Annotated in this window: 22 protein-coding genes; 9 read left to right on the top strand and 13 right to left on the bottom strand. The window is 64.3% G+C overall.

Annotation, left to right across the window (positions count from 1 at the left end):
- Positions 1-73 precede the first annotated feature (73 nt).
- A complete protein-coding gene (locus tag ACFB49_RS17645; protein ID WP_380872602.1) occupies positions 74-376 on the bottom strand; it encodes a hypothetical protein in 303 nt (100 codons plus the stop codon).
- Positions 377-562: 186 nt separating this feature from the next.
- On the bottom strand, positions 563-3421 hold the full coding sequence (locus ACFB49_RS17650) for a M16 family metallopeptidase (protein ID WP_380872603.1): 2859 nt from the start codon (positions 3419-3421) through the stop codon (positions 563-565).
- Positions 3422-3623: 202 nt separating this feature from the next.
- Between ACFB49_RS17650 and clpB the strand changes: the two genes are divergently transcribed.
- Entirely contained in the window at positions 3624-6203 is a 2580-nt protein-coding gene (gene clpB / locus ACFB49_RS17655) for an ATP-dependent chaperone ClpB (protein WP_380872604.1), read from the top strand.
- A gap of 58 nt (positions 6204-6261) precedes the next feature.
- On the opposite strand, the gene ACFB49_RS17660 is transcribed toward clpB, so the two are convergent.
- Positions 6262-6546, bottom strand: a complete 285-nt coding sequence (locus ACFB49_RS17660; protein WP_380872605.1) for a hypothetical protein — start codon at positions 6544-6546, stop codon at positions 6262-6264.
- A 101-nt stretch (positions 6547-6647) separates the two neighbouring features.
- Positions 6648-7532: an aspartyl/asparaginyl beta-hydroxylase domain-containing protein gene (locus tag ACFB49_RS17665; protein WP_380872606.1), complete on the bottom strand. Its 885-nt coding sequence runs from the start codon at positions 7530-7532 to the stop codon at positions 6648-6650.
- Positions 7533-7553: 21 nt separating this feature from the next.
- Here ACFB49_RS17665 and ACFB49_RS17670 point away from each other — a divergent pair, with 21 nt between their 5' ends.
- Positions 7554-8048 carry a hypothetical protein gene (locus tag ACFB49_RS17670; protein WP_380872607.1) on the top strand — a complete coding sequence of 165 codons (495 nt, stop codon included), beginning with the start codon at positions 7554-7556 and terminating at the stop codon, positions 8046-8048.
- A complete protein-coding gene (locus ACFB49_RS17675) occupies positions 8039-9106 on the top strand; it encodes a hypothetical protein (protein ID WP_380872609.1) in 1068 nt (355 codons plus the stop codon). The genes ACFB49_RS17670 and ACFB49_RS17675 overlap by 10 nt, the downstream gene beginning before the upstream one ends.
- Positions 9107-9228: 122 nt before the next feature.
- Here the strand turns inward: ACFB49_RS17675 and lpdA are convergent, their stop codons facing one another.
- From lpdA to ACFB49_RS17690, 3 genes are read right to left on the bottom strand one after another with little or no spacing between them, the layout of a single operon-like run.
- Positions 9229-10623 (bottom strand): dihydrolipoyl dehydrogenase, encoded by a 1395-nt coding sequence (gene lpdA, locus ACFB49_RS17680; protein ID WP_380872610.1) that lies wholly within the window; start codon positions 10621-10623, stop codon positions 9229-9231.
- Positions 10624-10677: 54 nt separating this feature from the next.
- The gene (locus ACFB49_RS17685; RefSeq protein ID WP_380880016.1) at positions 10678-11034 is read right to left on the bottom strand and encodes an acyl-CoA thioesterase; all 357 of its coding nucleotides are present in this window, start codon (positions 11032-11034) and stop codon (positions 10678-10680) included.
- 53 nt (positions 11035-11087) lie between these two features.
- Positions 11088-12386, bottom strand: coding sequence for a pyruvate dehydrogenase complex dihydrolipoamide acetyltransferase (locus ACFB49_RS17690; protein ID WP_380872611.1), 1299 nt, complete (start codon positions 12384-12386; stop codon positions 11088-11090).
- A gap of 133 nt (positions 12387-12519) precedes the next feature.
- Here ACFB49_RS17690 and ACFB49_RS17695 point away from each other — a divergent pair, with 133 nt between their 5' ends.
- Complete coding sequence (locus tag ACFB49_RS17695) at positions 12520-12975, top strand: universal stress protein (RefSeq protein WP_380872612.1); 456 nt, start codon at positions 12520-12522, stop codon at positions 12973-12975.
- A 145-nt stretch (positions 12976-13120) separates the two neighbouring features.
- Here the strand turns inward: ACFB49_RS17695 and ACFB49_RS17700 are convergent, their stop codons facing one another.
- The 4 genes from ACFB49_RS17700 to ACFB49_RS17715 all read right to left on the bottom strand — a co-directional run bounded on the left by ACFB49_RS17700 (position 13121) and on the right by ACFB49_RS17715 (position 15235).
- A complete protein-coding gene (locus ACFB49_RS17700; protein ID WP_380872613.1) occupies positions 13121-13609 on the bottom strand; it encodes a GAF domain-containing protein in 489 nt (162 codons plus the stop codon).
- 10 nt (positions 13610-13619) lie between these two features.
- Entirely contained in the window at positions 13620-14033 is a 414-nt protein-coding gene (arfB, locus tag ACFB49_RS17705; RefSeq protein WP_380872615.1) for an alternative ribosome rescue aminoacyl-tRNA hydrolase ArfB, read from the bottom strand.
- Positions 14020-14688, bottom strand: coding sequence for an RluA family pseudouridine synthase (locus ACFB49_RS17710; RefSeq protein ID WP_380872617.1), 669 nt, complete (start codon positions 14686-14688; stop codon positions 14020-14022). The genes arfB and ACFB49_RS17710 overlap by 14 nt, the downstream gene beginning before the upstream one ends.
- A 70-nt stretch (positions 14689-14758) precedes the next feature.
- On the bottom strand, positions 14759-15235 hold the full coding sequence (locus ACFB49_RS17715) for a HEAT repeat domain-containing protein (protein WP_380872619.1): 477 nt from the start codon (positions 15233-15235) through the stop codon (positions 14759-14761).
- 119 nt (positions 15236-15354) lie between these two features.
- On the opposite strand from ACFB49_RS17715, the gene ACFB49_RS17720 reads away from it, so the two are divergent.
- Together ACFB49_RS17720 and ACFB49_RS17725 are read left to right on the top strand one after the other, a co-directional pair.
- The gene (locus ACFB49_RS17720; protein WP_380872620.1) at positions 15355-15969 is read left to right on the top strand and encodes a YqiJ family protein; all 615 of its coding nucleotides are present in this window, start codon (positions 15355-15357) and stop codon (positions 15967-15969) included.
- A complete protein-coding gene (locus ACFB49_RS17725) occupies positions 15970-17697 on the top strand; it encodes a flotillin family protein (RefSeq protein WP_380872621.1) in 1728 nt (575 codons plus the stop codon).
- A gap of 24 nt (positions 17698-17721) precedes the next feature.
- Here ACFB49_RS17725 and ACFB49_RS17730 read toward each other — a convergent pair whose 3' ends face one another.
- The gene (locus tag ACFB49_RS17730; protein ID WP_380872622.1) at positions 17722-18774 is read right to left on the bottom strand and encodes a methyl-accepting chemotaxis protein; all 1053 of its coding nucleotides are present in this window, start codon (positions 18772-18774) and stop codon (positions 17722-17724) included.
- Positions 18775-18956: 182 nt separating this feature from the next.
- On the opposite strand from ACFB49_RS17730, the gene ACFB49_RS17735 reads away from it, so the two are divergent.
- The 3 genes from ACFB49_RS17735 (at position 18957) to ACFB49_RS17745 (ending at position 22162) form a co-directional block, all read left to right on the top strand.
- Complete coding sequence (locus tag ACFB49_RS17735; RefSeq protein ID WP_380872624.1) at positions 18957-19553, top strand: hypothetical protein; 597 nt, start codon at positions 18957-18959, stop codon at positions 19551-19553.
- A 204-nt stretch (positions 19554-19757) separates the two neighbouring features.
- Positions 19758-21320 carry a glutamine-hydrolyzing GMP synthase gene (guaA, locus tag ACFB49_RS17740; RefSeq protein ID WP_380872625.1) on the top strand — a complete coding sequence of 521 codons (1563 nt, stop codon included), beginning with the start codon at positions 19758-19760 and terminating at the stop codon, positions 21318-21320.
- Positions 21321-21328: 8 nt separating this feature from the next.
- Positions 21329-22162, top strand: coding sequence for a hypothetical protein (locus ACFB49_RS17745; protein WP_380872626.1), 834 nt, complete (start codon positions 21329-21331; stop codon positions 22160-22162).
- A 562-nt stretch (positions 22163-22724) separates the two neighbouring features.
- On the opposite strand, the gene ACFB49_RS17750 is transcribed toward ACFB49_RS17745, so the two are convergent.
- Positions 22725-23369, bottom strand: coding sequence for an O-methyltransferase (locus ACFB49_RS17750; RefSeq protein WP_380872627.1), 645 nt, complete (start codon positions 23367-23369; stop codon positions 22725-22727).
- Positions 23370-23386 lie beyond the last annotated feature (17 nt).

Genomic DNA, 23386 nt, shown 5'->3' on the forward strand with positions numbered 1-23386 from the left:
ATCCACTCTTCCACTTGCGCCACAATGCCCGCGGAAAGGTGGACCCTGAAACAAGTTCAGGGTGACGTAGAATTTAACCCTTCCGCGTGCCCGACATCGGCGCCACGCCGAACGCGCCCAGCTTGATCTCGCCGGTCAGCGCATCGCCGTCGACGGTTGCGGTCGCATCCATGGTCATTGCCATCGGCACCTTCAGCTCCATCTTCCAGGAGAGGGTGTTGCCGTCGACCTTGCCCTCGACCACCTCGAGCGTGCCCATCGGCCCGGCATTGGAACCGGTGAAGGTGTCGCCATTGCTGACCACCGTGAAGACCGACTTCTGCTCGCCCATCGGCGTCTTGGTCACGCAATCATACTGACCGTCGACATTCGCCATGTTCATTCCCTCTCGCTGATTTGGAAGTGCAGGCATGCGGCGGCTTGACGTTCACGTCAAGTAGCCACCCTTGCCTCATCCACGTCATGCCAGCGGAGGCTGGCATCCATGGCTCTATCCTCAAGCGCCGGTTCACGCGGCCATGGACCCCAGCCTGCGCTGGGGTGACGGATTAGGGTTACAACATCAGTTCGCCGGCTTCGCGTCCTCTACCGGCAGATTGATGCCCTTTTCCTTCAGCTTTTCGAGCTGCGGGCGCACCTTGGCGGCATCACCCACCACCACCCAGATCAGGTCATCCGGGCGGATCGCAGCCCGCGCCGCCTTGTCCATGTCGGCGGCGCTGATCGCGCGATAGCGGTCGGCGAGCTTGGTGTAATAATCGTCCGGCCGGCCGAACGTGTCGATCGTCATCAGCCCGCTCAGCAGGTCGCCGCTGGTCTCGAACGATCCCGGCAGCGAGCGGATCTGGCTGTTGATCGTCCGCTCATGCTCCTCCTGGTCCACGCCCTTGGTCGTCAGGAAGGTCTTGATGTCGCCGATCGCGGCGGCAATCGAATCCCCTGTGCGGTCGGTCTGCACCGGCGCGATCACGTAGAAGGGCATGGTGTCGCGCACCAGCGGCGAGGTGGAGAAGGCGCCATAAGCCCAGCCCTTGTCCTCGCGCAGATCCATGTTGAGGCGCGATAGGAAGCTGCCGCCCACCACCTCGTTGGCGGTGGTGAAGGTCACGGGATCGTCGGTGCCTTTGAACGGCAGCAGATGGCCGGCCATGATGTAGGATTGCGGGCTCTGCGGACGATCGATCAGCACGATCCGCGGCGGCCGCGCCATGCGGTCCATGCGGAACAGCTTGGCGCCCTTCGCGGTCGCGGGCGCCTGCCACTGGCCGAAACGGGCCTCCAGCAGCGGCTTGATCTCGGCCAGCGTCGTATCGCCGGCAATGAAGATCTTGCCATTGTCCGGCCGCAGCCAGCTTTGGTGGAAGCTCAGCAGGTCGTCGCGGGTGACGGCCTTCACCCCGGCTTCCGTCCCACTGCCCGAAAGCGGCACGCCATAAGGATGCAGCTTGCCATAAAGCAGTTCGGGGATCGTCCGCCGGGCGATACCGCGTGGCTGGGTATTCTCCGCCGCGATCGAGGTGACGAGCTGCGCGCGCAGGCGCTCCACCTCGGCCGGATCGAACGCCGGATTCTTGACGATGTCGGCCAGGAGATCGAGCGAGGGCGCGAGGTTCGCCTTGAGCGCAAACAAGGTCACGCTCGTCCGGTCCATATTGGCGCTGGTGCCGATTGCGGCGCCCAGCCGCTCCTGCTCCTCCGCGATCTGGATCGAGTTGCGCGTCTTGGTGCCTTCGTCGAGCAGCGACAGCATCAGCGCCTGGGTGCCGAGCTTCGCCTTCGGGTCCGCGGCATTGCCCGCATCGAAGGACAGAGCGATCCGCACCGTCGGCACCGTCGTCCGCCGTGCCAGCGTCACCGACATGCCGTTCGACAAGGTGGTCCGCTCTATCGCCGGGAATTCCAGGTCGCCGATCGGCTGCACTTCGGGGAATTTGCTGCGATCCGCATCGACGAGCGACGCCGCCGGCGCCGCGGCACCGCCCTCACTCTTGGGGTCGCGATAATAACGCGGGGCGGATCGGATGCCGCCGGCAATGGCAATGTCGGCCTCGCTGCGTTCGCCGGGCTCGATCGTCAGGCGATAAGCCGGGCGGCCTAGCCATTTGCGCGTCGCCGCCGCAACCGACTCCGGCGTCGCCGCGGCCGTTTCCGCCATGTCTTTCTTATATTTGGCCGGATCGCCCGAATAAACTTCGCCCTCGGCCAAGGTCACCGCCTTGCCACCGAAGCCGCCCACCGATTCCAGCCCGCCGATGCGGCCGGAAATATCGCGCGTCGCCGCCCGCTTCACCTCGTCGGCGGTCGGGCCGTTCTTCAGGAAATCGGCGATCAGTGCGTCCAGCCGCGCGGCGACGACCTTGGGATCGACACCAGGTTTCACGTTCGCCGAAATCTCGACGATCGACATCCTCTCGAATTCCTGCACGCCGGCCGAAACGCTGACGGCGGTCTTCTCCTGCCGCACCAGCGCATTGTCGAGCCGCGAGGAGGAAAGCCCGCCCAGCACCGACATCGCGATGTCGATCTTGTTGGTGTCGGGATCGTTGAGGCCGGGGATCGCCCAGCTCCGCATGATCCGCGTCGTCGCGACGCGGTCCTTCATCACCTGATCCACTGGCGCCGGCAGCGTCGGGATGGTGACTTCGGGGCGCGCCGTCTCCGGCCCGCGCGGGATCGCGCCGAACCATTTCTCGACGAGCGGCCTGGCACTCTTGGCGTCGATGTCGCCGGCCAGCACCAGCACCGCATTATTGGGGCCGTAATGGCCGCGGAACCAGTTCTTCACATCCTCCAGGCTCGCGGCCGAAAGGTCAGCCATCGAACCGATGGTCGAGTGGCGATAGGGGTGGCCTTCGGGGAACAGGGCGGCGAGCTGCGCATATTCGACCAGGCCATAAGGCTCGTTGTCGCCCTGGCGCTTCTCGTTCTGGACGACGCCGATCTGGTTATCGAGCTTGGTCTTGTCGATCGCGCCGAGCAGATGGCCCATGCGGTCCGATTCCAGGAACAGGGCGGTTTCCAGCGCGCCGGTCGGCACCGTCTCGAAATAATTGGTCCGGTCGAACCAGGTCGTGCCGTTCAGGTCGGTCGCGCCCACCGCCTCCAGCGGCTTGAAGAAATCCGTATTGGCGTTTTCGGACCCGTTGAACATCAGATGCTCGAACAGGTGGGCAAAGCCGGTCTTGCCCTTCGGCTCGTCCTTCGATCCGATATGATACCAGATGGAAACCGCGACGATCGGCGCCTTGCGGTCCTCATGGACGATGACGCGCAATCCGTTGGCGAGCGTGAACTGCTCATAGGGAATGTTCACTTTCTTCACGAGTTCGGCGACGGGCGCCGGCTCGGCTGCCTGCAGCGCGACGGGTGAAGAGGTTGCCAGAAGGATTGCGGCGAGGGAGCCGGAGAACAAGCGCAGCATAAGCGGCTTTCCATTAGGGACGGCCGAATGGCCAATGCCGCATCCTAACCTTTCGCTCGTTCCGGGCAAGCTACGGGAATCGACCGATGGTCGACGGGCTTCGACGAGATTATCTGGACAGTGCGAATATTTTCGGTGCGGCTATGATGCGCCCTTGTGTTGCATAATAGTCACACCATATCGCGGGCGAAAGGGAGGATCCATGAACCTCGAAAAATTCACCGATCGCGCGAAGGGCTTTCTGCAGTCGGCGCAGACCGTGGCTATCCGGCTGAGCCATCAGCAGATCACCCCCGAACATATATTGAAGGCCCTGCTCGAAGACGAACAGGGCATGGCCGCGGGCCTGATCCGCGCCGCCGGCGGCTCGCCCGACGTGGCAACGCGCGAGGTCGATGCCGCGCTCGCCAAGATCCCCGCCGTATCGGGCGGCGGCGCCCAGTCGACGCCGGGCCTCAGCAATGATGCCGTGCGCCTGTTGGATCAGGCTGAACAGGTTTCCAACAAGGCGGGCGACAGCTTCGTCACCGTCGAACGCCTGCTCCAGGCCCTGTCGCTCGCATCCAACACCGCCGCAGGCAAGGCCCTCAACCAGGCCGGTCTTGACGCGAACAGTCTGAACCTGGCTATCAACCAGCTCCGCAAGGGCCGCTCGGCCGACACCGCCGGCGCCGAAGATCGCTACGACGCGCTCAAGAAATTCGCCCGCGATCTCACTGAAGCCGCACGCGACGGCAAGCTCGATCCGGTTATCGGCCGCGACGAGGAGATCCGCCGCACCATCCAGATCCTTGCTCGCCGCACCAAGAACAATCCCGTGCTGATCGGCGAACCCGGCGTCGGCAAGACCGCGATCGCCGAGGGGCTCGCGCTGCGCATCGCCAATGGCGACGTGCCCGATACGCTGAAAGACCGCACCTTGATGGCGCTCGACATGGGCAGCCTGATCGCGGGCGCCAAATATCGCGGCGAGTTCGAGGAACGGCTGAAGGGTGTGCTCGACGAGGTCAAGCAGGCCGAGGGCGATATCGTCCTGTTCATCGACGAGATGCACACGCTGATCGGCGCCGGCAAATCCGAAGGCGCGATGGATGCCTCGAACCTGCTCAAGCCCGCGCTTGCCCGCGGCGAGCTTCACTGCATCGGCGCCACCACGCTCGACGAGTATCGGAAGTATGTCGAGAAAGACCCGGCGCTTCAGCGGCGCTTCCAGCCGGTCTTCGTCGGCGAGCCGACGGTCGAGGATACGATTTCGATCCTCCGCGGCCTGAAGGAGAAGTACGAGCTCCACCACGGCGTCCGCATCACCGACGGGGCGTTGGTCTCGGCCGCAACGCTCTCCAACCGCTACATCACCGATCGTTTCCTGCCGGACAAGGCGATCGATCTGATGGACGAGGCCGCGTCGCGTCTACGCATGGAGGTCGAGTCCAAGCCCGAGGAGATCGAGAGCCTCGACCGCCGCATCATCCAGCTGAAGATCGAGCGCGAGGCGCTGAAGAAGGAGACCGACCAGGCCTCCAAGGATCGGCTCGGCACGCTCGAATTTGATCTGGCGCAGCTAGAGCAGCAGTCGGCGGAGCTCACCACCCGCTGGCAGGCGGAGAAGGACAAGATCCACGCCGAGGCCAAGATCAAAGAACAGCTCGATACCGCCCGGCTCGAACTCGATCAGGCGCAGCGCTCGGGCAACCTCGCCCGCGCGGGCGAGCTCTCCTACGGCGTGATCCCCAATCTCGAAAAGCAACTCGCCGAAGCGCAGGCCGTCTCGCAGGGCGCAATGCTGCGCGAGGAAGTGACCAGCGAGGACATCGCCTCGGTCGTCAGCCGCTGGACCGGCATTCCCGTCGACAAGATGCTGGAGGGCGAGCGCGAGAAGCTCCTCGCGATGGAAGACATGCTCGGCAAGCGCGTCATCGGCCAGAAGGACGCGGTCTCCGCCGTGGCCCGCGCCGTCCGCCGCAGTCGCGCCGGGTTGCAGGATCCGAACCGCCCGCTCGGTTCCTTCCTGTTCCTCGGGCCCACCGGCGTCGGCAAGACCGAACTGACCAAGGCGCTCGCCGGCTTCCTGTTCGACGATGACAACGCGATGGTCCGCATCGACATGTCGGAATTCATGGAAAAGCATTCGGTCGCCCGCTTGATCGGTGCTCCTCCCGGCTATGTCGGCTATGAGGAAGGTGGCGTGCTAACCGAGGCCGTGCGGCGGCGCCCCTACCAGGTCGTGTTGTTCGATGAGGTCGAAAAGGCGCACAGCGACGTCTTCAACGTGCTCCTGCAGGTGCTCGACGACGGGCGGTTGACCGATGGCCAGGGTCGCACGGTCGATTTCTCGAACACGCTGATCATCCTGACGTCGAACCTCGGCAGCCAGTTCCTCTCCAACCTGCCCGACGGGACGGACGTCGAGTCGGTCGAGCCGCAGGTGATGGAGGTCGTTCGCGCCCATTTCCGGCCCGAATTCCTCAACCGGCTGGATGAGATCATCCTGTTCCACCGGCTGGGCCAGGAGCATATGGGCCCGATCGTCGACATCCAGGTCGCACGCGTCCAGAAGCTCCTGAAGGACCGCAAGATCGCGCTGTCGCTGACGGACGCTGCCCGCGCTTGGCTGGGCCGGGTCGGCTATGATCCCGTCTATGGCGCCCGGCCGCTGAAGCGGGCGGTGCAGAAATATCTGCAGGACCCGCTCGCCGACGCAATCCTGAAGGGCGAGATCAAGGACGGCTCGCTCGTCACCATCGACGAAGGCGACGGCGCGCTGGCGTTGAAGACGTCCTAAACAAAGGACGGGCGGGACAATGTCCCGCCCGTCCTCTTTTCATAACGACTGAATGGCGTCAGTTGCCGCCAGAGCAGCCAGCACCGCCAGCGCATCCGCCATTGCCGCGAACGACATCGGCGGCGTCCCGATTGCCTTCGATCGACAGACGCTGCCACTCGGCATTGGTACGGCAAATCTTGGTCCGCTTCGCTAGGGTACCGATCATCGGCTCGGAACGGCAGCGCACGGCGTTGGGATCCCGCTTGTCCTTCTTCACAGGCGGGTCCGCCGGTTCCGCGGCCATGACAGGCTGGGCGACGACGGCTAACAAGGATGCAACGAACAAATTGCGCAAGATCATCTACAAAACTCCTGGTAAACGCGAGCCAGGCTCAGTCCCCCCTGATCCAGCAATCGCCTAAAGCTGCAAGTTAATCGATTCCCGATGATTGTCCAGACGGCCTAAAGCGGCCCTTTTGACACCGGATTATGGCCGCTGGATTCTGCCAAGCCATAATAACGGCACAGCAAATCGCGTTCGGCCTGGGTCAGGAACGGGTTCCAGACATCGAAGATCAGTACCGCGCGCAATTCATCACTATCATTCCACGCCTCATGCTCGATCGTATCGTCGAACGCCATGGCCTCGCCGACCTGCCATTGACGGGTTTCACCGCCGACCCTGATCCCGCACCCTTCCGGAATAATCAGTGGCAGGTGGATTACCGCGCGCGTGTTGGTGACGCCAGTGTGCGGCGGAATGTGGGTGCGGGGACGAAGGATCGAAAAGAAGGCGGTCGGTGCCCGACCCGGGATTTTGGCATGCGGCACGGCCTGAAGTGCCGCCACGGTGTTGGGGCACAAGGCGCAGGCCTCTTCCTTCGCCTCGCCATATTCCCAAAGGAAATACGCACTCCAGTCGAGGGATCCATCAAGCGGGCTCCATTTATTCTGGGGCGTCCCAGGATCCATGGCGACATAGGGTCGCATTGTTTGGGATCGCGCGATGACCGCTTCCAGTTCAGCTCGGATAAGATCGGTCTTGGCTTCCAGTTCTGCGAACCAGGGGAAGTGATGCCGGTCAAAGAAGTCGTAGGCTGGCAGAAATGGGAAGTGCACGCCGGCACATTCGTTGCGGTAGATCTGTCGTCGGCCGAACACCTGATCGAGACAGGCATCGAAACGCCGCGTGTCCGTGCCCGACAACTGCGCCCGCGCCGCCGCCATGCCGGCATCGATCTCGCGCGAGAAGGCCTCCGTCTGCTCGGTCACAAAAGCACGCGCCTGCGCCAACCTTTCGACCAGAGCCGGCGGCAGTTGGTCAGCCCCCGCGGCAAGCGCCAGCACCGCGTGCCACGCGGGAACGGCATGCGCCAGTTCGCCCAGTCGCTCGTGGCGCTCGGCCTTTCGCAGTCGCGCCATGAAGTGGCGCTGATCGATGGCCAGCGCGCGATCCAGGCTTTCGCCTTCACCCTTGTCGTCGCCAAGATCGCGCTGCGCCCGCGCGACGTTCATCCACAACGCAGGCTCCCGGGGATCAGCGTCCGCCGCCCGGCGGAAGAAGCCCACGGCTGCGGCCGTATCTCCTGTCGCCAGGGCAAGCATCCCGCGCGCGTTAAGCGCATGGGGATTGCCGGGTTCCAGCTTCAACGCTGCTTCAAGCTGTTTCCGCTCTTCTTCGCGATCGCCGCGCTGACGCGCAGCCGCCGACGCCGCCATCAGCCGCGCCACGTCCTGTTTCTGTCTTTCCATTGGCCCCCACGGCCGCCCACGTCCCGATACGGGAACGATATTGCCACTGACACGGGAGTAAATGGAAGCGAGGAGACGCGCAAGCAGCGGCAGAGACGCTTGTGCAATTGATTGGCGATGTGCGATCAGCGGGTGTGGCCGCCATCAATTCCATTGTAACCGACGTCGCGAACGATCCGTCCTGGTTGGCCCATCGTTATGACCCGGAACATGACGCGATCCACTTCCAGTGGACACCGCGCGAAGCGCATCGGGCAGCCACCTTCATCACCGACGAATATCTGCCGGAGAACAGCCGCAAGCTGGTGTTGCGACGCGATGAAGCCGTGGCCGCAGCGCCCCCGGAGGCGCCAATCCACTTTCTCTTCCATTCGGCTTTCTGCTGCTCGACACTGCTCGCCCGCGCATTCGACCGCGAAGGCTGGGCCATGGGCCTTAAGGAACCGGTCATTCTCAATGATCTCGTCGGCTGGCGACGGCGCGGCGGCGAGCCGCGCAGGATAGCAATGGTGCTGGACCATAGCCTGCACTTGCTGGGACGGTCCTTTGCGTCCGGCGAGGCGGTGGTGGTGAAGCCCTCGAATGTGGTGAACGTGCTGGCCACCGCGATGCTCGGCATGCGGCCCAATGCGCGGGCCTTGCTGCTGCACGCGCCGCTTGAAACCTATCTCGCGTCGATCGCGAAGAAGGGCATGACAGGACGGATCTGGGCAAGAGACGCCATCGTCGGCCTGCTGATGGACGGTGCAGTCCCGTTCGGTTTCGATCAGAAGGATTATCTGGGCCAGACCGACCTGCAGGTCGCGGCGATTGGCTGGCTCGCGCAGCATGCGAATTTTCACCAGCTTATCGAACGCCTCGGCCCGGATCGGGTGCGCACACTCGACAGCCAGACATTGCTGGCGCATCCGGCAGCGGCGATGCGTTCGCTCGCGCAGCATTACGGGCTCGCGCTCGACGATGCAGCACTCACAGAGATCATGGCAGGGCCAGCCTTCACGCGGCATTCCAAATTCGGCAGCGAATTCGCCTCGTCGGATCGCGAAGCGGAATATCGCGACGCGTCGGCAATTCACGCAGACGAAATCAAGAAAGTGACGATATGGGCTGCGGCCGTCGCGGAAAGCGCCGGCCTGCCAATGGCTCTGGGCACCCCGCTCCTCAGCTGACCCGCGGTCGTGAAGCCCGCATCCGCACGTTAATTGATGGAATGCCCCCGGGTACTGGCCCAGCGGAAGCGGCGCCTCGAACTGTTGCGACACCCCCTCCCGCAAGCGGGAGGGGAACAGGTTCAGATATGCAGCGGCCGTCCGTAAGCCGTGAGAACGCTTTCGTGCATCATTTCGCTGAGCGTCGGGTGCGGGAAGGTCGTTTCCATCAGTTCGGCCTCGGTGGTCTCGAGCGTGCGGGCGATGCCATAGCCCTGGATCAGCTCGGTCACCTCGGCGCCGACCATGTGCGCGCCCAGCAGTTCGCCGGTAGCATCATCGAACACCGTCTTGATGAAGCCTTCTGGCTCGCCGAGCGCGATCGCCTTGCCGTTGCCGATGAAGGGGAATTTACCGACCTTGACCTTGTGGCCGGCTTCCTTGGCCTTGGCCTCGGTCAGGCCGACCGAGGCGACCTGCGGCCGCGAATAGGTGCAGCCCGGGATATTGCCCTTGTCGAAGGCGTGCGGATTGCCGCCGGCCAGCTTCTCGACGCAGATCACCGCCTCGTGCATCGCCTTGTGCGCGAGCCAGGGCGCGCCGGCGACATCGCCGATCGCGAGGATGCCATCGACATTGGTGCGGCCATAGCCGTCATTGATGATATGGCCGCGGTCGGTCTTCACGCCCAGCGTCTCCAGCCCGATATTCTCGGTATTGGGGGCGATGCCGACGGCGACGATGGCGTGACTGAACTCGGCGGTCTCCGCCTTGCCATCCTTGGTCTTGATGACGGCGGTAACGCCCTTGGCCGTCGCGTCGAGCTTTTCGACGCCAGCGCCGGTCAGGATCTTCATGCCCTGCTTGGTCAGCGCCTTTTCCATGAAGGCGGAGACTTCCTCATCCTCCACCGGCAGAATGCGCGGCAGCATTTCGACGATCGTCACCTCGGCGCCCATGTCCGAATAGAAGCTGGCGAATTCGACCCCGATCGCGCCCGATCCGATGACGAGCAGCTTGGTCGGCATCTCCTCCGGCGTCATGGCATGGCGATAGGTCCAGATCCGCTTGCCGTCGGCCTTGGCGAAGGGCAGCTCTCGTGCCCGCGCGCCGGTGGCGACGATAATGTTCTTGGCCTCGAGATCGGTCTTCTTGCCGTCCTTCTCAACCGAAAGCTTGCCCTTGCCCGTCAGCGTGCCGAAGCCTTCGACCACGGTGATCTTGTGCTTCTTCATCAGGCCCTTGACGCCCTGGTTCAACTGGCCAGCGACCTTGCGGCTGCGCTGGACGATCTTCGACAGATCGAAACCGGGCTTCTCCACCGTCAGCCCATAGGCGTCGGCGTGGCCCATATAATGATAGATCTCGGACGTGCGGAGCAGCGCCTTGGTGGGGATGCAGCCCCAGTTGAGGCAGATGCCGCCCAGCAATTCGCGCTCGACGATGGCGGTCTTCAGGCCAAGCTGGCTCGCGCGGATCGCCGCAACATAGCCGCCGGGCCCGGAGCCGAGGACGATGAGGTCGTAAGAGTCAGCCAAGGAACGCTCCCGATCTAATCACCGTGCGGATTTCCGCGCCGGCCATGTGAAAATTCAAGCCGCAGCCTCACCGTTCGCCAACGGCGGCACGCGGCGTGTCTGCCGATCCTCGCCGATCGCGACGAAGGTGAAGGTGGCGTGGGTCACCTGATAGCTGCGATCGTCATGACGCGCGCGCCGCCAGCTCTGTACGTCGATCTTCATCGAGGTTCGGCCAACGCCCACCAGCTTCGCATAGACCGATACCTCGTCGCCGACGACGACGGGCCGGTGGAATGTCATGCTGTCGACCGCGATGGTGACGACGCGCCCATGCGCATGCCGGGCCGCGATCGATCCCGCGGCCGAATCCATCAGGCTCATCAGCCAGCCGCCGAAGATATCGCCATTGGGATTGGTATCGGCCGGCATTGCGATCACGCGGATCGCCGGCGCGCCCTCCGGCGGCAGCGGGTCGTCTTCGTTCAAGCGAGCATGCCCAGCGGCTTTTCGACCAGCCGCTTGAACGCTGCCATCAGCTCGGCACCGACGGCGCCGTCGATCGCGCGATGGTCGAAGCTGCCGGTCGCCGTCATCACCGTCGCCACCGACAGCGCGTCGTTGACGACATAGGGCCGCTTCTCGCCCGCGCCGACCGCCAGGATCATGCCCTGCGGCGGATTGATGACGGCATCGAACTGCTTGATGCCGAACATGCCAAGGTTGGAGATGGAGGCGGTGCCACCCTGATATTCCTCCGGCGCCAGCTTGCCGTCGCGGGCACGCGCGGCGAGGTCCTTCGCCTCGGTCGCGATGCGGGACAGCGGCTTGTTGACGACATCGGTGATCACGGGCGTGATGAGACCTCCGGGGATGGCGACCGCCATCGAGATGTCGGACCGCTCGAACTTGATCAGCGTATCGCCCGCGAACTGGACATTGGCATCTGGCACTTCCGCCAGCGCCACGCCGAGCGCCTTGATCAGCAGATCATTGACCGAAAGCTTGACGCCGCGGCCTTCCAGCCCGGCGTTGAGATCGCCGCGCAGCCTGAGCAGCGCATCGAGGTTGCAGTCGATCGTCAGATAATAATGCGGCACCGTCTGCTTGGATTCGGTGAGGCGCTTGGCGATCACCTTGCGCATGTTGGACAGCTTGATCGCCTGCTGCGGAATGCTCGCGAAAGGCGTTCCACCGGCGGCCACGGGGGCCGGCGCGGGCTGGACGGCAGCCGGGGCGGCTGCGGGCGCACCAGGGGCCGTAGCCTTGGCGCCGGCAAGGTCCGCCTTGACGATACGGCCGTTGGGGCCGGAACCGGCGACGCTCGCAAGGTCGAGGCCCTGCGCCTGCGCCAGCCGGCGGGCGAGCGGGCTCGCCTTCACGCGATCGCCGGAGGCCGCGGGGGCCGGTGCAGCTACAGGCGCGGCGGTCCGCGCCGCCTTGGGCGCGGCCTCGGCCTTGGCAGTGACTTCTGGCTCGGGCTTGGGCGCAGGCGCCTCGGCCTTCTTCTCCGCCTTCGGGGCAACCGCCGCGGCATCCTCGTCTTCGCCGGCGATCAGCGCGATCACCGCGCCCACCTTCACGCCTTCGCTGCCTTCGGGGATCACGATCTTCGCGATCGTGCCCTCATCGACGGCCTCGAACTCCATGGTCGCCTTGTCGGTCTCGATCTCCGCGAGGAGATCGCCGGACTTCACCACGTCACCTTCCTTCACCAGCCATTTTGCCAGCGTCCCCTCCTCCATGGTCGGCGAGAGGGCGGGCATCTTGAGCTCGATGGGCATGGGCTGGCCTCGTATCAGATGGGCAAGTGGTCAGGCGCCGTCTCTCGGACAAGCGGCCATTGGGGTCAAGGCCGCAGCTTGCGCGCCGCGACGATATCTCTCATGTCTCGCCCCAACAGGGGAGAGACGGGCGATGCGCACCTATCTGGTGGTGATCGACGACAATGACGAATCGCGCGTCGCATTGCGCTTCGCCGCGCGCCGCGCCGCCAAGACGGGGGGCGCGGTGGAAATCGTCGCCTTGATCCCGCCGCCGGAGTTCGTCCAGTGGGGCGGCGTCCAGGCGGCGATGGAGGAGGAAGCGCGGCTGCGCGCCGACGCGCTGGTCGCGCAGGCCGCGGGCGAATTGATCGAGGAGACCGGCCTGAGACCGTCGATCACGGTGAAGACCGGCGAACCGGTGGCGGTGGTCCGCGACATGCTGAAGGACCGGCCCGAGACCGCGGCTTTGGTGCTCGGCGCCGCCGCATCGGGCGCGCCCGGCCCGCTGGTCACGCACTTCGCCGGCCCGGATGCTGGCAAGCTCCCCTGCCCGGTGATGATCATTCCGGGCTCGCTGAGCGACGAGGCGCTGGATCGGTTGAGTTAGGGCGCATGCCCCTGCCTCACTACCAACCCGTTCGTGTCGAGCGGAGTTCGAGCGAAGCCGAGAACGTAGTCGAGACATCCCATCCGCGAGCGCGCTGCTTGCGGCCGTGTCTCGACTTCGCTCGACACAAACGGGGTGGGAAGGCCTACTCCCCGATCCGCCCGGCCAATATCGCCGCCAGCCTTTCGACCCCCGCGGCATCCTCCCGATCGAACCGGTTCGGGCTGGGGCTGTCGAGATCGATCACCGCAATCACCTTGCCGTCTCTGACCACCGGCACCACCAGCTCGGACGCCGAGGCGGCATCGCAGGCGATATGGCCGGGGAAAGCGTGAACGTCGGCAACGACCTGCGTCTCGCCCGTCGCCGCTGCCGCGCCGCAGACGCCCTTGCCGAACGGGATGCGGATGCACGCCGCCTTGCCCTGGAACGGCCCGAGCACCAGCTCGCTCCCTTGCGCGCGATAGAAGCCCGCCCAGTTGAGATCGGGCAGATATTCCCACAACAAGGCCGCCGCATTCGCCATATTGGCGATCGGGTCCGGCTCGCCGGCGGTCAGCGCCTCCAGCGCGTCGGCGACCTCGTGATAGAAAGCGGGCTTGTCCTGCCCTTCCGCGATGGCGAATTGATACATTTCCAATCCTTCAATCGAACGAGACCTTGCCCCGTCCACGCTTGATTTCGGAACGCGCCGACTTTCCTTCAAGCCTGCGCGCCTTCGCGGCCTTGCCCGGCTTGGTCTTGACCCGGCGGATCGGGCGGACATGCGCCTTGGCCAGCAACTCCCCCAGCCGCTCGCGCGCTTCCGCCCGGTTCGCCTCGCGTGTGCGATGGCTGCGCGCGACCAGCACGATCTCGCCCTCGCTGGTGAAGCGGCTGCCGGCGAGCGTCTTCAGCCGCTGATAGACATCCGGCGCGAGGCCGAGCGCGAACACGTCGAGCCGGATCTGCACCGCGGTCGCCACCTTATTGACGTTCTGGCCGCCCGGCCCGGTCGCGGCGAGGAATTTCTCCTCCAGCGCCTCCTCCGGGATCGGCCAGGGATCAGGCGGCGGCATCGGCCTTGGGCGCGTAGGATGCAAAGGCGCCGAAGCTCGGCGGCAAATCAGCCACGGCGATGATCGGCGGCTTGCTGCCGCGCGGCACCGTCAGCGCGCGGGCGTGGAGCAGCATCGGCCCGCCAGCTTGGCCATAGACCGGATCGCCAAGGATCGGCGCGCCGAGGCCCGACGCAGCGTGGACGCGGATCTGGTGGGTGCGGCCCGTCTCCGGCCGGAATTCGATCAGCGCCCGGCCATCGGCCTCGGCCAGCTTGCGCCAGTGGGTGCGCGATGCCTTGCCGCGATCGTCGACCACCATCCGCCAGCCCGTTTCCCGCGTCGAAACCTTGAGCAGCGGCAGGTCTATCGTCCCGCTCTCCTCGGCCGGCACCGGGCTGACAACGGCCCAATACAACTTCTCGACCGCCCCTTCCTCGAACGCGGCGGAATAGCGCTTGTGTGCTTTGGGGTTGCGCGCGAGCAACAGGCAGCCGGACGTATCACGATCGAGCCGATGGACGATCGCCGGCCGCCGCTGGAAACCGAAACGCAGCGAATCGAGATGGTTCTCGACGCTGAGCGACCCGTCGCGAACCTCCGTCACCGGCAGGCCCGCGGGTTTGTTCACCACCAGCGCCTCGGCATCGATGAAAAGGACGTTATCGGAAAGCATGTCGCCGCTCTGTCACGGAGTGGGGGCGGGTGCAACTTTGCCGGGACAAGGGCGCGGGAGTCGGCGCTGCTCAATCGCGCGGAACGCCACTCTCACACGCCGCCAACGCCCTCAAAACGGCATCATCGACAAAGGGGTCGTCCGAAGGATCGGCGAAGGAACGGAGATGATCAACCAACGACGAATCCGCTACCAAAGCGGCCGCCTCAAATACGCCATAGCCGACCCTGTCGGATATCAACGCCTCACGGATGAAAGGCAGAGCGATCGCCGGATCGCGTCGGGCCAGCCCGCAAATTGCTTCCGCGCGAACATCTGCATCTTCATCAGCGGCAGCGCAAAGCAGCGCCTCGCGAACCTCCGCCGTGTCGATATCCTGCTGCGATAAAAGCATGGCCGCCCAATCGCGGTTCGACCGATCCTCGTCCCGCGTCAACGCGATCAGGCGCTTGAAGTTATGCTCGGCCATTTCGCTGCCGAACAAGGGAACTTCCTCGGCAATGATCGACCTGAGAAATTCGGACGCCGGGTAATATCCTTCGCTCATGGGTGAGAAATGGCATCTTAGCGCCGCGCGATCCATCCCGCCGACAATTAACCTCCATCTGTCTCGACGAGTTGATCCGCGCCGGCTAGCCTGCTGATGGGCAGGGGAGAATCAAGGGCTTGCTGGAGTTTTTGGGGGCCAGCGAAAATCTGGCGTTTGCGGTCGCGCTGGCGGTGATGCTGCTGATCGGCGCGGTGGAGGCTGTCGGCTTGTCCGCCGGCATGATCGGCCATGAGATCGACATTGACGGCGATGGCGACTGGCTCGGCTGGCTGGGCGTCGGCCGCATCCCCCTGCTCATGCTGCTCTGCGTATTGCTCGCCTGCTTCGGGCTGATCGGGTTGATCGGCCAGCAGGTCGCGCTGAACATCACCGGCACCCTGCTCCCCGCCTGGATCGCCGCGCCTGCCGCCGGCGTCGCGGCGCTGCCTGTCACCGGCGTCCTCGCCCGCGGCCTAGGCCGCATCTTGCCCCAGGACGAAACCACCGCGATCGATATCGGCGAACTGGTGGGCTTGTCCGCCACGATCGTCGTCGGCCGCGCCGCCCAGGGCTCGCCCGCCAAGGCGCGGGTGCGCGATTATCATGGCCTGACCCATTACATCATGGTCGAGCCCGACAATCACGGCCAGAGCTTCGGCGAGAATGACGAAGTCCTGCTCGTCCGGCGCGAGGGCCATGTCTTCCGCGCCGTCGCCACGGGCCGCCCCTCTCCTCTCCAACTGGATGCCTAGATGACCAACATCATTCCCGCCGCCGAACAGGGCGGTTCGCTGATCAGCATCGGCATCTATGCCGGCGTCGCGCTGGCACTGATCCTGACGCTCGGCTTCATCATCGCCCGCCTCTATAAGCGCGCGTCCAAGGAAATCGCCTTCGTCCGCACCGGTTTCGGTGGCGAGAAGGTGGTGATGAACGGCGGCGCGCTGGTGCTGCCGGTCTTCCACGAGACGATGCCGGTCAACATGAACACGGTGCGCCTCGCGGTCGAACGCAAGAATGCCGATGCGCTGATCACACTCGATCGTCTGCGCATCGACGTGAAGGCGGAATTCTACGTCCGCGTCCGCCCCGATCGCGAAGCGCTCGCCATCGCGGCGCAGACGCTCGGCATGCGGACGATGCACCCCGATGCGCTGAAGGAACTGGTCGAAGGCAAGTTCGTCGACGCGCTCCGCTCGGTCGCGGCCGGCATGACGATGAACCAGTTGCATGAGCAGCGTTCGGACTTCGTGCAGAAGGTGCAGCAGGTTTCGTCCGCCGATCTCGCGATGAACGGGCTCGAGCTGGAATCGGTGTCGCTGACCGGGCTCGACCAGACTTCGATCGAGCATTTCAACGCCAACAACGCCTTCGACGCCGAAGGCCTGACCAAGCTCACCGAGCAGATCGAACTGCGCAAGAAGGCGCGCAACGACATCGAGCAGGACACCCGCGTCCAGATCGAGGCGAAGAATCTGGAGGCATCGCGCCAGTCACTCACCATCGGCCGCGACAATGAGTTCGCGCGGCTGGAGCAGGAGCGCGAGGTGGAGATGCGCCGCGCCGAGCAGTCGTCCGAAATCGCCCGCCAGCAATCCGAACGCCAGCGCGAGGCGGATCAAGCGCGAATCCTTGCCAAGCAGCAGACCGACGCCGCCCAGATCGAGGCCGATCGCGCGATCCAGCAGGCCAAGATCGCCCAGGCCCAGGCGATCGAGATCGCCCGGCAGGAACAGCAGATCGCGGTGCAGAACAAGAGCCGCGAGGAGAGCCAGGCGAAAGCGGAAGCCGACAAGGCGCGCGCCGCCGCGGTCGCCGCCGAGGAACAGGTCGGCACCGCGCGTGAGACCGAGGTGGCCGAGCGCGTGAAGCGGATCGAGCTGATCGACGCCGCCCGCGAGGCCGAGCGCGCCGCGATCGGCATCAAGGTTCAGGCCGAAGCCGAAAAGCAGGCGGCTGCCGACCGTGCCGAAGCGCTGCGTGCCGCCGCCGAAGGTGAGGCCGAAGCCGAAAAGTTGCGGGCCGAGGCCGCACGCGTCCGTTTCGAGGTGGAAGCCGCCGGCCAGCGCGCGATCAACGAGGCGGCCAACCTGCTGTCATCCGACCAGATCTCGCTCCAGACCAAGATGGCGTTGTTGAAGGTTCTGCCGGAGGTGATCCGCGAGGCGGCCAAGCCGATGGAGGCGATCGACAGCATCAAGATCGTCCAGGTCGATGGCCTGACCGGCGGCGGCTCGGTGGCCGTCGATGGCGTGGCTGTGCCCGCCAATGACGGCAACCTCGCCAATTCGGCGGTCGCGGCGGCTTTGCGCTATCGCGCGCAGGCCCCGGTTATCGACGGGCTGATGAAGGAGCTGGGCTTCGACGGATCGACGCTCGATTCGCTCGTCGCCGGTGCGGCCAAGGTCGATGGTGCGCAGGTGCCGGCGCCAGTCGCCGCGAAGCCTGTGCCCGCGAAGCTGCCCAAGGCCGCCGAATAAGAGGTTGCGCCGCTTCGTCGCCAATCAGGCGGCGAAGCGGTTCTCGTTGGCGATGGCCGCCTGAACTTCGGCCTCGGTCATCAATTTCTGTTCGATCACGCAGCGCAGGCCCAGGCTATCGAAGCCGCCGAACGGCTCCGCCTTTGCGTGCGCAATGATCGTGTCCTCGCCCGAAGACAGGCCGATCGGCGTCGACGTATCGATCACCATCGTCTCGCCGAAACGCGCGCCCCAGGACGAGGCGACGATGCGGTTCTGGCCGTCGACCAGGCTCACCCGACGCTTGCCGTTGTCAGCACTGTCCATCGCGGCGATATGTTCGCCGATCTTCCGTTCCCAATCATATTCCAGATACATCACGCCCGCGGCCGGGCCGTCATGCGCGGGATTGAGGCGGATGCCGGCTGCGAAGATCAGCACGGCATGATGATCGGACCAGGGGTTCTGCCACACCTCATCGGTGAACCAGTCGTCCGAACGATGGCTGGTCATCGCGCGGCGGAACTGGGTGGCATCGCGCACGTCGGCCGATTGGACGCGGGCATGTTCATCCGCCGACAGGAAGATGCGGCCTTCCGCATTGGCGACGAAGGCGTTGAGATAGTCCTTTGAGTAACGCACCATCGCCTTGAGCCGCGCCTGTGCGGCGGCGAGGTTGGCGTGGCTCGGGTCTGCGACCGCGGCGACCACCGCCGGATCGGTCGCCAGCATCCTGAGCTCGACCGAGCGAGCATAGACCGCGCGGGTGACGTTGTAGACGATCGCCTCGGCCAGATCGACGAGGCGCGCGCCCTCGATCTCCGCCACCATCTCGTCGGCGATGCCGGCGGCCTTGGCCAAGCGATCGAGCACCTCCGCCCGGAAGGCGAGTGAACTCGCCCGCGCCTGGTTGGCAAGCGCCTTCACCTCCTGCGCGACGACCGAGAAGCCGCGGCCGGCCTCACCCGATCGCGCCGCCTCGATCGTGGCATTGAGCGCGAGCAGGTTGGTGCGGCCCGCGAGTCGGGCATTTTCGGTCGCATAAAGCTGCACCTCATCACGGAGCGAGGCGAGAAGCGAGCGTATCCGTCTGGGCATGTGGCGCGATTCCGAAGGTTTATCGGACGACGGCTAAGCGACAATGGTTAACAAAGCGTCCTCCATCGGGACGAGCCGAGCCGCGTGGATTCTTCGCATCGCGTGCGCGTTGGGCGTATAAGGAGAGCCTGTTTTCAGGGACGATTACGATGGGCATTGGCGCGAAATTGTTGGGGCTGGGCATGGCGGCCGTCTTGCTCGCCGCATCCCTGCCGGCCGAGGCGCGGCCAGGCCGAGGCGGCGGCCATGGCGGGGGCGGTCACGGCTATGGCAAGGGCGGCTATGGCCATGGCGGCCACCGCTACAAGGGCTATGGCTATAGGGGCTCTGGCCATGGCGGCTATCGCTACGGCGGCTACGCCTATCCGCGCTACAGCTACCCGGTTTATGGCTATCCGGCTTACGGTTATCATCACGATCATTTCGACTGGGGTGATTTCCTGCTGGGCGCGGTGGTCGCGGGCGGAATCGCCGCGATCGCCACCTCCGCCATCAACGATCATGACGAAGGCGAAGTCCGTTCCGAACGGTCGTCGACCGGCGAAGAGGACGCCGCAGCCACCGCCTGCGCCACCGCCGCGCAACGCCAGGCGCGCCGCCTTTCCAACGATGCCAGGGTGGTCGACGTCGGCACCGTCACCCCGGATGGCGATGGCTGGCGCGTCGAAGGCGTGGTCGCGATCGGCGATCAGGGCAGCGACCAGCGCAACTTCCAATGCGGGGTGCGTTCCGGCCGGGTGGATTTCGTGCAACTCGGCAATGAACTGGCGGTGCGGTGAACTCCACACCGTCACCCTGAACTCGTTTCAGGGTCCATGCGAGCCGACTACCGCATCGCATCATTGCAGAAAGGCGGTTTTCCTTAGCGTCCCGGACCGACCGCCCACATGGATGCTGAAACAAGTTCAGCATGACCGGTATGCAGAGGAAGGAAAGGTCCACAACGGCTGGACAGAAAGCGGCCCTTTCTTTATCGGGCCGCCATGACAGCCCATCCCAATGATTGCATCCTGATCGTCGATTTCGGCAGCCAGGTCACGCAGCTCATCGCCCGCCGCGTCCGCGAGGCCGGCGTCTATTCCGAAATCGCCCCGTTCAACGCGGCCGAGGAAGCGTTCCAGCGCCTCCGCCCGCGCGGCATCATCCTTTCGGGCGGGCCGGCTTCGGTGGCCGAGGCGGGTTCCCCCCGCGCACCCCAGCATTTCTTCGAGGCGGGCATCCCCATCCTCGGCATCTGCTACGGCCAGCAGACGATGTGCGAGCAACTGGGCGGCTCCGTCTCTCCCTCCACCGACAATCGCGAATTCGGCCGCGCCTTCATCGAGGTGACGCGCGAATGCAGCCTGTTCGACGGGCTGTGGAAGGAAGGCGAGCGCCACCAGGTGTGGATGAGCCATGGCGACAAGGTCGATGCGCTGCCGGCGGGTTTCCACCCGGTCGCCGCATCCGAAGGCGCACCCTTCGCCGTCACCGCCGATGAAAGCCGCCGCTTCTACGGTGTGCAGTTCCACCCGGAGGTGGTTCACACCCCCGATGGCGGCAAGCTGATCGCGAACTTCGCCCGCCATGTCTGCGGCCTCGCCGGCGACTGGACGATGGCAGAGTTCCGCGCCGCCAAGATCGCCGAGATCCGCGAACAGGTCGGCGACGGCAAGGTGATCTGCGGCCTTTCCGGCGGCGTCGATTCGGCGGTGGCGGCTGTCCTGATCCACGAGGCGATCGGCGACCAGCTCACCTGCGTGTTCGTCGATCACGGGCTGATGCGGATGGGTGAGGCGGACCAGGTGGTCGGCCTGTTCCGCGAGCATTATGGCATCCCGCTCGTCCATGTGAATGCCGAGACCCTGTTCCTGTCGGGCCTGAAGGGCGAGACCGACCCGGAAAAGAAGCGCAAGTTCATTGGCAAGACCTTCATCGACGTGTTCGAGGAAGAAGCCCGCAAGATCGGCGGCGCCGAGTTCCTCGCCCAGGGCACGCTCTATCCCGACGTGATCGAAAGCGTGTCCTTCACCGGCGGCCCCAGCGTCACGATCAAGAGCCACCACAATGTCGGCGGCCTGCCCGATCGCATGAACATGAAGCTGGTCGAGCCGCTGCGCGAATTGTTCAAGGACGAGGTCCGCGCGCTGGGCCGCGAGCTTGGCTTGCCCGACATCTTCGTCGGCCGCCACCCCTTCCCCGGCCCCGGCCTCGCCATCCGCATTCCGGGTGAAGTGACCAAGGAACGCTGCGACATCCTGCGCAAGGCCGACGCCGTCTATCTGGAGGAGATCCGCAACGCCGGCCTCTATGATGCGATCTGGCAGGCGTTCGCGGTGCTGCTGCCGGTCAAGACGGTCGGCGTGATGGGCGACGGCCGCACCTATGATTCGGTCTGCGCGCTCCGCGCCGTCACCTCCACCGATGGCATGACCGCCGACATCTACCCCTTCGACGCGGCCTTCCTGTCCCGCGTGGCGACCCGCATCGTCAACGAGGTCCAGGGCATCAACCGCGTGACCTACGACTATACGTCGAAGCCGCCGGGGACGATTGAATGGGAATGAGATAGTCGATGAAATTGGGGAAGCGTCGCAAGCTGCTTGAGGCGCACCCCTTTTGCTGCTTTTGCGGTGGAGCGACACCGAGTCTTACCATCGACCACGTTCCAAATCGCGCCTGCTTTCCTCAACGCCAGTTTCCCGATGGCTTCGAGTTTCCAGCTTGCCAGCTATGTCAGGATGCCTCTCGCAAGGATGAGCAGGTGTTCTCGTTCATGGTTCATCTCTCAGATCAAAACCCAGCCAATCGGGACCGCGACATGGCAAAGAACGCCATTTCCGGAATGGTGAATAACCACCCGATGCTGGTGCCAGAAGTTTTGTCGGGTGCAAATGACAAGCGTCGCGCGTTACGCCAGCTCGGACAACAAAGGCCGGAGGGTTTATATCTTGATCGCGTTCCAGCGGTCAGCTTTAATCCGGAGATAAATAGACCGATCTTGCGCTACGCGTCCAAAATTGGGCTAGCGCTATATTACCGCGAGATGTTCAAGGTCGCACTGCAAAATTATTTGATATGGTCAGCTTGGACACAGGCAACCAATCTGAAACAAATGGAATCCTTTGTAGAAGTTTCCGGATTTCTTCCAAAAATGACGATTGGCAGTCGCACCAATATCAATTTTGGTGATCGCTTCCGTTATCGCTGGAGCGCATCCGATCCTGAGGAAGATGTAGAGGTTTTTGCAACGACTTGCCAATTCGGGGACGGAATGGTGATCGCAGTTTTGATCGCCGAGGATTTACCGATCGAGGAGCAGCGCTCCGGTTGGGTAAGCGTGAGCGATCTGATGTCAACCGACAGCGTTCCCGGTTTGATCGAAAATCCTCTTATGCGAGATTATTAAACGAACGATCTCATCGATATCTTGACAGACTTCTCGATATCATCGGCCGCAACACCAATTTGTTAGTTCCTGCCGATACCGGACAAGCTTAGTCGCCTCCGGCCGCCAATTGCTCACAGGAACCCTTCGACCATGTTACGGCAACGGGAGGCTCGTCCTCCGAAATGTAATCGAGTGCCCGCCATTCGATTTCGAAATTTCTAACTATTTTAGATGGTTTTACGACGGCCCATATCTCAGCCGAGGTTTCCCTCGATATCATCCCAGTGAGGTATATTTCGCCGTTCGCAAACCGTCGCACCAATACGTTTCCTTGACCGTCCAACCCTTCCCACCCGATCAACGTTCCAACACCGTCGCGCGCGACTAGCGATGCGGCGTGCTCCTCGGAAATTGCAGCGCCAGTATGCGGGTCAATATCCTGAAGCGTACAGGCGAGCACAAAAAGACCTAAGATCGGCACCCCCTCGACCATCCGAAGATCCTCAGTTTCAGCTAACCCAAGCTAACATCAACAATAAGTCGAATCATTCGAGTTTTAACGCGATCGGAGCTTCCCCCCTCACAACTTCCCGTTCCCCGCGCTCCACTTCACCGAAAGCTCCACCCCGTTGCCGATCGGCAGCAGCGTCGTTTGCAGATCGGGTCGCGTCCGCACCGCCGCGCGATAGGCGCGGGCATCCTCGCGCGCGGCGACCGGTTCGATCATATTGTCGGCGGCGATGATCCCCTCCTCCGAAAGCTTCGGATAGAAAGCGTCGAGGCAGGGGACGTAGAGATCCTTCCAGATATCGAGCAGCACCAGATCGAACGGGCCGGGATCGGCGTGGATCAGCGCCACCGCGTCGCCCAGCCGGAAATCCACCGCGCCCGCGACGCCCGCTTTCTCCAGCATCCGCCGCGCTTCGGCCTGCTTGTAATCGGCCAGGTCCATGCTGATGACAGTCGCGCCGACCTGGACGGCGGCATCGGCCAGGATCAGGGTGGAATAGCCATAGCTCGTCCCCAGTTCGAGGATGCGGGCGGGGCGGCGGGCGAGGACGAGGCTGTGGAGGAAGCGGCCGACCTCGATACCCACGGGCAGCAGAAATTCGTCGCGCCGGGCATGGGCCTCCGCCCCCAGCGCCGCCATCTGCGCGCGGTCCGCCGTGGCGCGCGCCTCATAGTCGGCGAACACGTCCGCAACGGCAGGGCTGGAAAAGTTCATCGCATCGGTCCTCCGAG

This window comes from Sphingomonas sp. DBB INV C78, assembly GCF_042693015.1.
Taxonomy (GTDB): Bacteria; Pseudomonadota; Alphaproteobacteria; order Sphingomonadales; family Sphingomonadaceae; genus Sphingomonas_E.

Bases quoted from the DNA above. Each gene is read 5' to 3' on its own strand.
- ACFB49_RS17645 (WP_380872602.1), bottom strand. From the start codon at position 376: ATGGCGAATGTCGACGGTCAGTATGATTGCGTGACCAAGACGCCGATG.
- ACFB49_RS17650 (WP_380872603.1), bottom strand. From the start codon at position 3,421: ATGCTGCGCTTGTTCTCCGGCTCCCTCGCCGCAATCCTTCTGGCAACC.
- clpB (WP_380872604.1), top strand. From the start codon at position 3,624: ATGAACCTCGAAAAATTCACCGATCGCGCGAAGGGCTTTCTGCAGTCG.
- ACFB49_RS17660 (WP_380872605.1), bottom strand. From the start codon at position 6,546: ATGATCTTGCGCAATTTGTTCGTTGCATCCTTGTTAGCCGTCGTCGCC.
- ACFB49_RS17670 (WP_380872607.1), top strand. From the start codon at position 7,554: ATGCGCCAGTTCGCCCAGTCGCTCGTGGCGCTCGGCCTTTCGCAGTCG.
- ACFB49_RS17685 (WP_380880016.1), bottom strand. From the start codon at position 11,034: ATGCCGGCCGATACCAATCCCAATGGCGATATCTTCGGCGGCTGGCTG.
- ACFB49_RS17690 (WP_380872611.1), bottom strand. From the start codon at position 12,386: ATGCCCATCGAGCTCAAGATGCCCGCCCTCTCGCCGACCATGGAGGAG.
- ACFB49_RS17695 (WP_380872612.1), top strand. From the start codon at position 12,520: ATGCGCACCTATCTGGTGGTGATCGACGACAATGACGAATCGCGCGTC.
- ACFB49_RS17700 (WP_380872613.1), bottom strand. From the start codon at position 13,609: ATGTATCAATTCGCCATCGCGGAAGGGCAGGACAAGCCCGCTTTCTAT.
- arfB (WP_380872615.1), bottom strand. From the start codon at position 14,033: ATGCCGCCGCCTGATCCCTGGCCGATCCCGGAGGAGGCGCTGGAGGAG.
- ACFB49_RS17710 (WP_380872617.1), bottom strand. From the start codon at position 14,688: ATGCTTTCCGATAACGTCCTTTTCATCGATGCCGAGGCGCTGGTGGTG.
- ACFB49_RS17715 (WP_380872619.1), bottom strand. From the start codon at position 15,235: ATGAGCGAAGGATATTACCCGGCGTCCGAATTTCTCAGGTCGATCATT.
- ACFB49_RS17725 (WP_380872621.1), top strand. From the start codon at position 15,970: ATGACCAACATCATTCCCGCCGCCGAACAGGGCGGTTCGCTGATCAGC.
- ACFB49_RS17730 (WP_380872622.1), bottom strand. From the start codon at position 18,774: ATGCCCAGACGGATACGCTCGCTTCTCGCCTCGCTCCGTGATGAGGTG.
- ACFB49_RS17735 (WP_380872624.1), top strand. From the start codon at position 18,957: ATGGCGGCCGTCTTGCTCGCCGCATCCCTGCCGGCCGAGGCGCGGCCA.
- guaA (WP_380872625.1), top strand. From the start codon at position 19,758: ATGACAGCCCATCCCAATGATTGCATCCTGATCGTCGATTTCGGCAGC.
- ACFB49_RS17745 (WP_380872626.1), top strand. From the start codon at position 21,329: ATGAAATTGGGGAAGCGTCGCAAGCTGCTTGAGGCGCACCCCTTTTGC.
- ACFB49_RS17750 (WP_380872627.1), bottom strand. From the start codon at position 23,369: ATGAACTTTTCCAGCCCTGCCGTTGCGGACGTGTTCGCCGACTATGAG.